Source organism: Acidovorax sp. WCS2018Noco2-16 (genome assembly GCF_031843945.1).
Taxonomy (GTDB): domain Bacteria; phylum Pseudomonadota; class Gammaproteobacteria; order Burkholderiales; family Burkholderiaceae_C; genus Paracidovorax.
In genome coordinates this window covers 58,785-71,439 of record NZ_JAVTJJ010000008.1, presented here as the reverse complement: position 1 = coordinate 71,439, position 12,655 = coordinate 58,785, and the positions used below count along the sequence as shown (strand labels likewise).

The following is a 12,655-nucleotide window of genomic DNA, read 5'->3' as shown; positions in this document are numbered from 1 at the left end:
GCGGCACCCATTGCCGTGTCAGTCAGCCGGGCTGAACAGATCCACCCGGTCGGTGATGATGCCGTCGGTGCCCAGCTCGATCAGGCGCTGCGCGGCCCATTCGTCGTTGACGGTGTAGCTCAATGCGCGCAGGCCTGCGCCATGCACGGCGGCCACATGCTCGGCCGTCCATAGCGCGTGGTTGCAGACGATGGCCACGCAACCCAGTTGCCGGGCCGTGTCGAGCCAGCCCTCCGTCAACGCGTCCAGCAGCAGGCCGCGCGGCATTTGCGGGGCGGCGTCCCGCGCGCCTGCCAGTGATTCGGTCTTGAACGAGGTGAGCAGCGGCGGCACGGCCTGACCGCGCCAGAGGCGCGCGGCGTGCGACGCGACGACGCGGCCGGTCTCTTCTTCGGTGCCTGGCGTGGGCTTGATCTCGATGTTCAGCAGGTAGCTGTTGGCAATGCAGTAGCGTGCTGCGTTGTCCAGCGTGGGCAGGGGCTCGCCCGCATACGTGCGCGAGTGCCAAGCCCCGGCGTCCAGCTGGGCCAGGTCGCTCCAGGGCTGGTCGCCACCGGTGCCGTGGCCGCTGGTGGTGCGCTCCAGCGTGGCGTCGTGCATCAGGAAGGGCACGCCGTCGGCGCTGAGCTTGGCGTCGCATTCGAACATGCGGTAGCCGTGCGCGGCGCCCAGGCGGAAGGCGGCCAGCGTGTTCTCGGGGGCCAGCTTGCCGGCGCCCCGGTGGGCGACCCAGCGCGGGTACGGCCAGGGGGCGGAAGAAGAAGTAGTTGAAGAAGCGGTCGAGGGGGCGGGCGGGAGTGCGCTCATGCGGGTTCACCAAATTTCAGCAGGTTGCCATGCGGGTCGATGACGAACATCTCCTTCATGCCCCAGGGCTGGACGACCGGTGGCGCCACTTGCAGGCCGCGTCGCGCGAAGTCGGCGTGCAGCGCTGCGGTGTCGCCGCGCACATAGCACGAGGTGTTCTCGGCAATGTGGCGGTCGTCGCAGGGCCAGAAATGCAGCTCGCAGCCGTCGCGCTGCAAGATCAGGTACTGGTCCATTTCCAGCAGCGCGGTAAATCCCAGGTGCTGGGTGTAGAACTGCAGCGTTTGTGCAAGGTTCAGCGACGCCAGCACCGGGACGGTGGCTGCAATCCCGCCACCGGCAGGGGCGGAAGTGGGTGGCAGCATGGACGACTCAGTCGACGATGCGCTTGCCGGTGGCGACGTCGAACGCGTGCAGGCGGTCGGCGCGCGGCACCACGTGAATCAGCGAGTCCGGCGCGGGCGCGTGGGTGCCTTCTTCGACGCGCACGATCATCTGCTCGCCGTTGATGCGGCCGTAGATCAGGCGTTCGGCGCCCAGCAGTTCCACCGTTTCGACCTTGACTTCCCAGCCTTCGCTGCGCACGTCCAGATGCTCGGGGCGGATGCCCAGGATGGTGCCTTCCCTGGTGCCCGGCGCGTTCTTGAGCAGGTTCATGGGCGGCGAGCCGATGAAGCTGGCCACGAAGGTGGACGCAGGCGTGTGATAGACCTCTTCGGGCGTGCCGAACTGCTCCATCACGCCGCCGTTCATGACGATCATGCGTTGGGCCAGCGTCATGGCCTCGACCTGATCGTGCGTGACGAACAGGCTGGTGATGCCGAGTTCGCGGTGCAGCTTCTGGATTTCCAGGCGGGTCTGGGCGCGCAGCTTGGCGTCCAGGTTCGAGAGCGGCTCGTCGAACAGAAACACCTGCGGCTGGCGCACGATGGCGCGGCCCATGGCCACGCGCTGGCGCTGGCCGCCCGACAGCTCGCGCGGCTTGCGCTCGAGCAGGTGGCCGAGTTCCAGAATCTTGGCGGCCTTGTCCACGCGGGCCTTGATTTCGTCCTTGGGCACCTTGGCGATCTTCAGGCCGTAGGCCATGTTCTCGAAGTTCGTCATGTGCGGGTAGAGCGCGTAGTTCTGGAACACCATCGCGATGTCGCGCTGTGCCGGTTCCAGGTCGTTCACCACGCGGTCGCCAATGCGCAGTTCGCCGCCGGAGATTTCTTCGAGACCGGCGACCATGCGCAGCAGCGTCGACTTGCCGCAGCCCGACGGGCCGACGATGACGACGAATTCGCCGTGATGGATTTCAGCGCTCACCCCATGGATGACCTGGTTGGCCTTGGGGCCAATGCCGTAGCGCTTGACGATGTTGCGAAGGGAAAGTGATGCCATGATTGCTATTGATTGTGTAGCTGCTTACGCTTGATGGATGGGCGCTAGGGGCAGTTTTGATACTTATTTTTCGGTGTCGACCAGGCCCTTGACGAACCAGCGCTGCATGAACACCACGACGAATGCGGGCGGCAGCATGGCCAAGAGGGCCGTCGCCATCACGATGTTCCACTCGTTGCCGGCGTCGCCGCCAGCGATCATGCGTTTGATGCCGATCACCACGGGGTACATGTTTTCCGACGTGGTCACCAGCAGCGGCCACAGGTACTGGTTCCAGCCGTAGATGAACTGAATGACGAACAGCGCGGCGATCGAGGTGCGCGACAGTGGCACCAGGATGTCCTTGAAAAAGCGCATCGGGCCGGCGCCGTCCACGCGGGCGGCTTCGACCAACTCGTCCGGCACCGTCAGGAAGAACTGGCGAAAGAGGAACGTGGCCGTGGCCGAGGCGATCAGCGGAATCGTCAGGCCCGCGTAGCTGTTGAGCATGCCCAGGTCAGACACCACCTGGTACGTGGGGCCGATGCGCACTTCGACGGGCAGCATCAGCGTGATGAAGATCAGCCAGAAACAGATGCCCTTGAAGGGAAAGCGGAAGTACACGATGGCGAAGGCCGACAGCAGCGAGATGGAGATCTTGCCGATCGTGATGACCATGGCGGTGACGAAGCTCACCCACATCATGTGCGCCACGGGTGCGGTGGATCCTGCGCCCGAGCCGCCGCCGAACAGCGTCTCGCGATAGGTCTGCCAGAAGTTGCTGCCGGGCAGCAGCGGCATGGGCGCCTGCACGATGTCCTGCGCGGTGTGGGTGGACGCTACGAACGCCAGATACAGCGGGAAGCCGACGATGATCACGCCCAGCACCATGATCAGGTGCGAGAACAATTTGAGGTAAGGACTGCGTTCAACCATCTCAATACTGCACTTTCTTTTCGACGTACCGGAACTGAACCACGGTGAGCACGACCACGATGGCCATCAGCACCACCGACTGCGCTGCCGAGCCGCCCATGTCCATGGCCTTGAAGCCGTCGTGATAAACCTTGTAGACCAGGATGGCCGTATCGCGGCCCGGCCCGCCCTGCGTGGTGGCGTCCACGATGGCGAAGGTGTCGAAGAACGCATACACGACGTTGATCACCAGCAGGAAGAAAGTGGTGGGCGAGAGCAGCGGGAACTGGATGCTCCAGAACCGGCGCCAGGGGCCCGCGCCATCGATGGCGGCCGCTTCGATGAGCGACTTCGGAATGGACTGCAGACCCGCGAGGAAGAACAGGAAGTTGTAGGAGATCTGCTTCCACACCGCGGCGATCACGATCAGCGCCATGGCGTGGTCGGAATTGAGCATGTGGTTCCAGTCGAAACCCCATTTGCGCAGCATGTAGGCCACCACACCCAGCGATGGCGAGAACATGAACATCCACAGCACGCCAGCGACGGCCGGTGCCACCGCGTAGGGCAGCAGCAGCGCGGTCTTATAGGCCAGCGCGCCCTTGATGATGCGGTCGGCAAAGATGGCCAGAAACAGCGACAGCGTGATGCCGCTCACTGCCACCAGAATCGAGAAGAAGGCCGTAGTCTTGAACGACGCCAGGTAGCTGGGGTCTTCAAAGAGCGTTCTGAAGTTGTCCAGGCCGACCCATTCCTTGGAGAAACCGAAACTGTCCTGCATCTGGAAGGACTGCACCAGGGCCTGGCCGGCGGGCCAAAAAAAGAAGACGCTGATGACCACCAGCTGGGGTGCCAGAAGCACCCACGGTAGCCACGCCGAGCGAAAAAGAACGCGTTTTTCCATGTCGAGACTCTTAAAAAGACAACCCGCCGCCCCGTAAACCGGTGTGGTCTACAAAAGGGCGGCGGGCCTTCAACGCGAACCGGCCCGCAGGGGCCGGAACGTGTTGACAGAAAAGGGCGGAGCTTACTTGTTGGCGCGAGCGAAACGGGCCAGTTGCTCGTTGCCGCGGGTTACGGCGGTGTCCAGCGCTTCCTTGGGCGTCTTCTTGCCAGCCCAGATCTGTTCGGTTTCCTCGTCGATGATGGTGCGGATCTGCACGAAGTTGCCCAGGCGGATGCCGCGCGACTTGTCGGTCGCCTTGCGGATCATCTGCGTCACGGCCACGTCCGTGCCAGGGTTCTTGGTGTAGAAGCCCGACGCTTCCGTCAGCTTGAAGGCAGCGGTCGTCACAGGCAGGTAGCCCGTGCGCTGGTGGCTGGCGGCCTGCACCTTGGTGTCGTTCAGGAAGTTCAGGAAGTCGGCGACGCCCTTGTACTCGTCTGCCTTCTTGCCCGACATCACCCACAGGCTGGCACCACCGATGGCCGTGTTCTGCGGCGCGCCCTTCACGTCTTCGTAGTAGGGCAGGGTGGAGATGCCGTAGGCGAACTTGGCGTCCTTGGCGACGCGGGCATACAGGCCCGACGAGCCGGTGATCATGGCGCACTCGCCCGAGGGGAACGATGCGTCAGGCGCGTTGCCGCGGCCCTTGTAGACGAAGCTGCCATCCTTGGAGGCCTTGGCCAGGTTCTCGAAGTGGCGCACGTGCAGCGGGGTGTTGATCTCCAGCTTGGCGTCGGTGCCGTCAAAGCCGTTGTTCTTCGTCGCGTACAGCGTGTTGTGCCACAGCGAGAAGCTTTCCAGCTGCGTCCAGCTGATCCAACTGGTGGTGAACGGGCAGCTGTGGCCGCTGGCCTTGAGCTTGGTGGCGGCGGCGAACACTTCGGGCCAGGTCTTGGGCGGCTTTTCTGCGTCCAGGCCAGCCTTCTTGAAGGCGTCCTTGTTGTAATAGAAGATGGTCGTGGAGCTGTTGAGCGGGTAGCTCAGCATCTGGCCGTTGGGGGCGGTGTAGTAACCGGCCACAGCCGACACGTATTCGGTCGGGTCGAATTTGAAGCCGGCGTCGGTCAGCACCTTGCCCGCAGGAACGATGGCGCCCTTGCTGGCCATCATGGTGGCGGTGCCCACTTCGAACACCTGCAGAATGTGCGGCGCATTGCCGGCGCGGAAGGCGGCGATGGCGCCGGTCATCGATTCGTCGTAGGTGCCCTTGTAGGTGGGCACGATCTTGTACTTCGTCTGGCTGGCGTTGTATTGCTTGGCCAGGTCGTTGACCCAGTCGCCGAGCGCTGCGCTCATCGAATGCCACCACTGAATCTCGACCTGCTGGGCTTGCGCCTGAACCGGAACGCATACGGACAGCGCGACGGCGGCGGAAAGCGCCAGATGCTTGAATTGCATGAAAACTCCTGCGAAGGGGGTAGTGCGAAAATGCACGAAGCAGTCATCGTATGACGCACTTCGTGACGGGAATGTGACGTTGTGACACACCCTCGGCCAACGCTCAACCGGGGAAACCCGTCGGGTTCTTCCGGTTGGTCTGTGGCAGTGACGTGACAGTATTGTGACAAAGTGCGAACGGTCGTGCGCTTTCCTCGTGCCGCTGGGGGGAATTTCTGCAATGAGAGCAGGGGATTGGTGCGGTGCACAATGTGCCGGCGCGCAACTTTGGTGCACGCCGATCCACAGTGGTCGCCCCCTTACCCATCCGGATTTCTCATCGCCATGGCAAAAACCTCTCTGGACAAAAGCAAGATCAAGTTTCTGTTGCTCGAAGGCATTCACCCCTCTGCGGTGGACGTGCTGCGCGGCGCCGGGTACACGCAAATCGAGCTGGTGTCCGGAGCGCTGCCCGATGCGGAGCTGAAAGCAAAGATCGCCGACGTGCACTTTCTGGGCATCCGTTCGCGCACGCAGCTGACGGCGGAGGTGTTCGCCCAGGCGCACAAGCTGGTGGCGGTGGGTGCTTTCTGCATCGGCACCAACCAGATCGACCTGGACGCGGCCCGCGAGCGCGGCATTGCCGTGTTCAACGCGCCGTATTCCAACACCCGCTCGGTCGCCGAACTGGTGCTGGCCGAAGCCATTCTGCTGCTGCGCGGCGTGCCCGAAAAGAGTGCGGTAGCGCACCGTGGCGGCTGGCTCAAGAGCGCGGAAAACGCCTACGAGATCCGTGGCAAAACGCTGGGCATCGTGGGCTACGGCTCCATCGGCACGCAACTGTCGGTGTTGGCCGAGGGCCTGGGCATGCACGTCGTCTTCCACGACGTGATCAACAAGCTGCCGCTGGGCAATGCGCGCCAGGCGCCGTCGCTGCAGGCCTTGCTGGCGCAGAGCGACATCGTCAGCCTGCACGTGCCCGAGCTGCCCTCGACGCAGTGGATGATCGGCGCGGCCGAGATTGCCGCGCTGAGACCCGGTGCCATCTTGATCAACGCATCGCGCGGCACGGTGGTGGATATCGAGCCGCTGGCCGAAGCCCTGCGCACCAAGAAGCTGCTGGGCGCTGCCATCGACGTGTTCCCGGTCGAGCCGCGCACCAACAAGGACGAATTCATCAGCCCCCTGCGCGGGCTGGACAACGTCATCCTGACCCCGCACATCGGCGGCTCCACGATGGAGGCGCAGGCCAACATCGGCCTGGAAGTGGCTGAAAAGCTGGTCAAGTACAGCGATAACGGCACCTCGATCACGTCGGTGAACTTTCCTGAAGTGGCGCTGCCGGCCCACCCGGGCAAGCACCGCATCCTGCACATCCACCGCAATGTGCCCGGCGTGCTGTCGGCCATCAACCAGGTGTTTGCCGACAACCACATCAACATTGCCGCGCAGTACCTGCAGACCAACGAGAAGGTCGGCTACGTGGTGATTGACATTGACGCGCTGTCGTCCGACCTGGCGCAGGACAAGCTGGCGCAGGTGCCTGGCACCATCCGCAGCCGCGTGCTGTTTTGATGCTATAAAAATAGTAGCTACAAGCGCTTATAGATAGGGCGCTAGAGGCCTATTTCATTCAAAAACGGGTTTTTGGCCGCAGTGGGCAAGACCCGGCCGGGGCGTGCCTCGGGCGCGTGGCTTAAAATCCCGTCCCCCGAGGCACAGCGGGCGTCCCACGCGCCCGACCCAGGTAGACCCCATGAATGTTCCGATAGCGTTGGCTGCCCTGCAGGCACAGGCGGCCGAGCCCGCCCGTCTGCGCGAGATTCCCTACAACTACACCTCGTTTTCCGACCGGGAAATCGTCATCCGCCTGCTCGGCTCCGCCTCTTGGGGACTGCTGGACCAGCTGCGCCGCGAGCGCCGCACCGGCCGGTCGGCCCGCATGCTGTACGAAGTGCTGGGCGACATCTGGGTGGTGCAGCGCAACCCTTACCTGCAGGACGATCTGCTGGACAACCCGGACCGCCGCAAGATGCTGGTGGACGCGCTGCAGCACCGTCTGACCGAGATCGGCAAGCGCCGCACGCCGGGTGAAGACGCCGAGCGCGACCGCCTGGTGGGCGAGCTGGTCGAGTCTGCACGCCGCGCCATCGCCGAGTTCGACGCCACCTTCATCGAAGCCGCGCAACTGCGCCGCCAGGTGCAAAAACGCCTGGGCCGCCACACGGTCAAGGACAACATCAAGTTCGACGGCCTCTCGCGCGTGAGCCACGTGACCGACGCGACCGACTGGCGCGTCGAATACCCGTTTGTGGTGCTGACGCCCGACACCGAGGCCGAAATGGCCGCGCTGGTGAAGGCCTGTATCGACCTGGAGCTGACCATCATTCCGCGTGGCGGCGGCACCGGCTACACCGGCGGCGCGATTCCGCTGACCTGGCGCAGCGTGGTCATCAACACCGAAAAGCTCGAAGCGATGACCGAGGTGGAGATGCGCCGCGTGCCGGGCCAGGATGGCGAAGTGGGCACCATCTGGACGGAAGCCGGCGTGGTCACCCAGCGCGTGGCCGATGCGGCCGAGCGCGCGGGCTTCGTGTTCGCGGTGGACCCGACCAGTGCCGAAGCCAGCTGCATCGGCGGCAACATCGCCATGAACGCAGGCGGCAAGAAGGCCGTGCTGTGGGGCACGGCGCTGGACAACTTGGTCAGCTGGCGCATGGTGACGCCCGATGCGCAATGGCTGGAAGTCACGCGGCTGGACCACAACATGGGCAAGATCCACGACGTGGAGACGGCCACCTTCGAGCTGCAGTATTTCGAGGCCGACGGCAAGACACCGATCCGCACCGAGCGCCTGGCCATTCCGGGCCGCACCTTCCGCAAGGAAGGGCTGGGCAAGGACGTGACGGATAAGTTTCTCTCCGGCCTGCCGGGCATTCAGAAGGAAGGCTGCGACGGCCTCATCACCAGCGCGCGCTGGGTAGTGCACCGCATGCCGGCGCACACGCGCACCGTGTGCCTGGAGTTCTTCGGCAACGCCAAGGACGCGGTGCCCAGCATCGTCGAGATCAAGGACTTCATGTTCGCCGAACAAAAGCGCTCGGGCGTGCTGCTCGCCGGCCTGGAGCATCTGGACGACCGCTATCTGAAGGCCGTGGGCTACGCCACCAAGAGCAAGAAGCACGGCGGCGGGCTGCCCAAGATGGTGCTGTTCGGCGACATTGCCGGTGACGACGCGGACGCCGTGGCGCGTGTGACCAGCGAGGTGGTGCGCATCGCCAATTCGCGCGCGGGCGAAGGCTTCATCGCCATCAGCCCCGAGGCACGCAAGAAGTTCTGGCTCGACCGCAAGCGCACGGCCGCCATCAGCCGCCACACCAACGCCTTCAAGATCAACGAAGACGTGGTGATTCCGCTGCCGCGCATGGCCGAATACACCGACGGCATCGAGCGCATCAACATCGAGCTGAGCCTGCGCAACAAGCTCAAGCTGTGCGACGCGCTCGAAGACTTCTTCCTGCGTGGCAATCTGCCGCTGGGCCGTCAGGACGACGCGCACGAGATCCCTTCCGCCGAGCTGCTGGAAGACCGCGTGGCGCAGGCCGTGGCGCTGATCGGCGAAGTGCGAGCGCTGTGGGCGGGCTGGCTGCGCGACGTGGAGCCGCTGTTTGCGCAGCTGCAGGACCACACGCTGCGGGCCAGCTGGAAGACACAGCTGCGCGAGCCGCTTTCCAAGATCTTCGCGGGCGTGGCCTTCAAGCCGATCATGGACGAGACACAGGTCATTCATCAGCGCGTGCTCAAGGGCCGCGTGTGGGTGGCCCTGCACATGCATGCCGGCGACGGCAACGTGCACACCAACCTCCCCGTCAACAGCGATGACTACGACATGCTGCAGACGGCGCATGAAGCCGTGGCCCGCATCATGGTGCTGGCGCGGCAGCTGAACGGGGTGATCTCCGGCGAGCACGGCATCGGCATCACCAAGCTGGAATTTTTGACCGACGAAGAACTGCAGCCCTTCGCCGACTACAAGCAGCGCATCGACCCGCAAGGCCGGTTCAACAAAGGCAAGCTGCTACGAAATCAGGAGCATGTTGCGCTTGATGGACAAGCGCCAGCAGCCCATTCGGCTCGAAACTCGCTGATGTTCTCGGACCTGACCAACGCTTACACGCCCAGCTTCGGGCTGATGGGCCACGAGTCGTTGATCATGCAGCAGAGCGACATTGGCGCCATTGCCGATTCGATCAAGGACTGCCTGCGCTGCGGCAAGTGCAAGCCCGTGTGCGCCACGCACGTGCCGCGCGCGAGCCTGCTGTATAGCCCGCGCAACAAGATCCTGGCGACGTCGCTACTCGTTGAAGCTTTCCTGTACGAAGAGCAGACGCGCCGGGGCGTGTCCATCAAGCACTGGCAGGAATTCGAGGACGTGGCCGACCACTGCACCGTCTGCCACAAGTGCTACACGCCGTGCCCGGTCAAGATCGACTTCGGCGACGTGACCATGAACATGCGCAACCTGCTGCGCAAGATGGGCAAGAAAACCTTCCGCCCGGGCAACGCACTGGCGATGACCATGCTGAACGCCACCAACCCCGACACCATCAAGTTCATGCGTTCGGCCATGGTGGACGTGGGCTTCAAGGCGCAGCGCATGGCCGTGGACCTGCTGCGCAGCTTTGGCCGCAAGCAGACCGCGCACCCTCCCGCGACGGTGGGCACCGCGCCGATCAAGGAACAGGTTGTCCACTTCATCAACAAGAAGCTGCCGGGTGGCCTGCCCAAGAAGACGGCGCGTGCGCTGCTGGACATCGAAGACAAGGACTACGTGCCCATCATCCGCAATCCGTCCACCACCACGGCGGAGACGGAGGCGGTGTTCTATTTCCCGGGATGCGGATCGGAGCGGTTGTTCTCGCAAGTCGGTCTTGCGACCCAGGCCATGCTCTGGCATGCGGGCGTGCAGACCGTGCTGCCGCCGGGTTATCTGTGCTGCGGCTACCCGCAGCGCGGCAGCGGGCAGTTCGACAAGGCCGAAAAGATGATCACCGACAACCGGGTGCTCTTTCACCGCGTGGCCAATACGCTGAACTACCTGGACATCAAGACCGTGGTGGTCAGCTGCGGCACCTGCTACGACCAGCTGCAGGGCTACCAGTTCGACAAGATTTTCCCGGGCTGCCGCATCATCGACATCCACGAATATCTGCTGGAAAAGGGCATCACCCTGCAGGGCAAGGGCGCCTACCTGTATCACGAACCCTGCCACAACCCCATGAAGCTGCAGGATTCGATGAAGACGGTGAAGGCGCTGGTGGGCGAGCAGGTGCTCAAGAGCGAGCGCTGCTGCGGCGAATCGGGCACGCTGGGCGTGACGCGGCCGGACATTTCCACCCAGGTGCGCTTTCGCAAGGAAGAAGAAATCAAAAAGGGCGAGGCCCAGCTGCGCGACAGGGGCGCTGTCGGTGAGAAAGACAACGTCAAGATACTGACCAGCTGCCCGAGCTGCCTGCAAGGCCTGAACCGCTACCAGGACGACCTGCAGAACGGGCTTCTCGAAGCCGACTACATCGTCGTCGAGATGGCGCGCGAGATCCTGGGTGAGAACTGGATGCCCGAGTACGTGCAGCGCGCCAACGCGGGCGGCATCGAGCGGGTGCTGGTCTGATGGCCGGCGCCGCTGCGTGTCCGCTGTGCGATGCCGACGGCGGCACGCTGGTTTGGCGCGGAGAACGGTTGCGCGTGATTCGGGCCGATGAGCCTGGGTTTGCGGCGTTCTATCGCGTTGTGTGGAATGCACACGTGGCCGAGCTGTCTGACCTGCCCGAGGCCGACCGCGCGCATTGCATGGCGGCCGTTTGCCTGGTGGAAAGTGCGCTGCGCACCCACCTGCAGCCCGCCAAGATCAACCTGGCGGCGCTGGGCAACATGGTGCCGCACCTGCACTGGCACGTGATTGCGCGCTTCGCGTGGGACAGCCACTTCCCTGCGCCCGTCTGGGCGCCCGCGCAGCGTGCGGGCAGCGCGGCCGAGGAGGCTGCGGTGCGTGAGGCGCTTCCTGCGCTCGAATCGGCGTTGCGGGCCGACATGGATGGCTGGGCCGACGCGGCGGCCGGCAGTACGCGCTAGAGCAAGTCTCCTGCGACGGTCACCCGGTCGCGGCCATCGTCCTTGCTGCGGTACAGCGCCCGGTCGGCGCGGGCGATGGCGGCTTCCAAGGTTTCATTGGCCCACACTTGCGACACGCCAATGGACAGCGTTGCCTGAATGCGGTGGCCCTCATGCTCCACCGCCTGATGGGCGACGGCGTCGCGCACCCGCTCTGCCAGCGCCTCGGCCGCGCCTGCGTGGGTGGCGGGCAGCAGCATCAGAAATTCTTCGCCGCCCCAGCGCGCCACGATGTCTTGCACGCGGCAGGTACACAGCAGCATGGCGGCGGTGTGAATCAGCACCTTGTCCCCCGCGTCATGGCCATAGCGGTCGTTGGTGCACTTGAAGTGGTCGATGTCCGCGATCAGCAGCGCGGTGGGCAGGCCCGCTGCGCGGTCGCGTGTCAGCGCCTCTTGCGCCAGTGCCATCAGCCGGCGGCGGTTGTACAGGCCGGTAAGCGGGTCGGTGGCGGCCAAGTGCCGCAATTGGCTTTCTGCGCGCCGCACCGTCGCGTAGTAAAAGCGCGCCGTGTACGCTGCCATGGCAAACACCACCGCCACGTTGAACGCGTGCACCCAGCCCAGCCCCTGCATGCTCAAGGGCTCCAGCGGCCCCAGGTGCCGCGACAGCGTGTGCAGCCCCAGGTAAAAGCCCAACAGCACCAGCAGCATCAGGCAGGTGCGAATGTGTTGGGCCATGCTGACCACGATGGCCGGGATGAACATCAGCAGGTAGTAGTGAAAGCCGCTGTCCCAGCCGATCAGCAGCGTGCCGATGGACGCGTGCCCCATCACTTCCAGCCAGATGAGGGCCAGGGCCAACTGATTGATGCGGCGCCCGAGCAGGAAATAGGCGGCCGCATAGAGCGCGACGCTCACCACGTTCAGCCACGCCAGCAATGGTGATCCCAGCGCGAAGAAGAGGGCAAAGAGCGCCACGTCCACGCACGCTGCCATCACGGTCACGCGGCGCGCCATGATCCAGAACGCCTTGTGCGCCAGCTTGGCCGCGGGCACGGCGAGGTCGGAAGCGGCGATGGCGGGTGCGGCGGGGACAGGCATTGCATCGAAAGGTAACCGCCGCCCCGCACGGGGT

At 64.4% G+C, this 12,655-nt stretch carries 10 protein-coding genes; 3 read left to right on the top strand and 7 right to left on the bottom strand.

What is annotated here, in order from left to right:
• Positions 1 to 18 precede the first annotated feature (18 nt).
• The 6 genes from ugpQ to ugpB all read right to left on the bottom strand — a co-directional run bounded on the left by ugpQ (position 19) and on the right by ugpB (position 5,428).
• On the bottom strand, positions 19 to 807 hold the full coding sequence (gene ugpQ, locus RQI28_RS15305; RefSeq protein WP_311223526.1) for a glycerophosphodiester phosphodiesterase: 789 nt from the start codon (positions 805 to 807) through the stop codon (positions 19 to 21).
• Complete coding sequence (locus RQI28_RS15300; protein ID WP_311223525.1) at positions 804 to 1,172, bottom strand: VOC family protein; 369 nt, start codon at positions 1,170 to 1,172, stop codon at positions 804 to 806. Before RQI28_RS15300 ends, ugpQ begins: the two co-directional genes overlap by 4 nt.
• A gap of 7 nt (positions 1,173 to 1,179) precedes the next feature.
• A complete protein-coding gene (gene ugpC, locus RQI28_RS15295; RefSeq protein ID WP_311223524.1) occupies positions 1,180 to 2,190 on the bottom strand; it encodes a sn-glycerol-3-phosphate ABC transporter ATP-binding protein UgpC in 1,011 nt (336 codons plus the stop codon).
• 63 nt (positions 2,191 to 2,253) lie between these two features.
• Positions 2,254 to 3,105: a sn-glycerol-3-phosphate ABC transporter permease UgpE gene (ugpE, locus tag RQI28_RS15290; RefSeq protein WP_311223523.1), complete on the bottom strand. Its 852-nt coding sequence runs from the start codon at positions 3,103 to 3,105 to the stop codon at positions 2,254 to 2,256.
• A 1-nt stretch (position 3,106) separates the two neighbouring features.
• Entirely contained in the window at positions 3,107 to 3,988 is an 882-nt protein-coding gene (ugpA, locus tag RQI28_RS15285) for a sn-glycerol-3-phosphate ABC transporter permease UgpA (RefSeq protein ID WP_311223522.1), read from the bottom strand.
• 123 nt (positions 3,989 to 4,111) lie between these two features.
• Entirely contained in the window at positions 4,112 to 5,428 is a 1,317-nt protein-coding gene (gene ugpB, locus RQI28_RS15280) for a sn-glycerol-3-phosphate ABC transporter substrate-binding protein UgpB (protein ID WP_311223521.1), read from the bottom strand.
• Positions 5,429 to 5,752: 324 nt separating this feature from the next.
• On the opposite strand from ugpB, the gene serA reads away from it, so the two are divergent.
• From serA to RQI28_RS15265, 3 genes are all read left to right on the top strand, one after another.
• Positions 5,753 to 6,982 (top strand): phosphoglycerate dehydrogenase, encoded by a 1,230-nt coding sequence (serA, locus tag RQI28_RS15275; protein WP_311223520.1) that lies wholly within the window; start codon positions 5,753 to 5,755, stop codon positions 6,980 to 6,982.
• A gap of 181 nt (positions 6,983 to 7,163) precedes the next feature.
• Positions 7,164 to 11,078, top strand: coding sequence for an FAD/FMN-binding oxidoreductase (locus tag RQI28_RS15270; protein WP_311223519.1), 3,915 nt, complete (start codon positions 7,164 to 7,166; stop codon positions 11,076 to 11,078).
• The gene (locus RQI28_RS15265) at positions 11,078 to 11,539 is read left to right on the top strand and encodes an HIT family protein (protein ID WP_311223518.1); all 462 of its coding nucleotides are present in this window, start codon (positions 11,078 to 11,080) and stop codon (positions 11,537 to 11,539) included. Before RQI28_RS15270 ends, RQI28_RS15265 begins: the two co-directional genes overlap by 1 nt.
• Here RQI28_RS15265 and RQI28_RS15260 read toward each other — a convergent pair.
• A complete protein-coding gene (locus tag RQI28_RS15260) occupies positions 11,536 to 12,621 on the bottom strand; it encodes a diguanylate cyclase (RefSeq protein ID WP_311223517.1) in 1,086 nt (361 codons plus the stop codon). The two genes, RQI28_RS15265 and RQI28_RS15260, sit on opposite strands and share 4 nt — an antisense overlap.
• Positions 12,622 to 12,655: the final 34 nt, after the last annotated feature.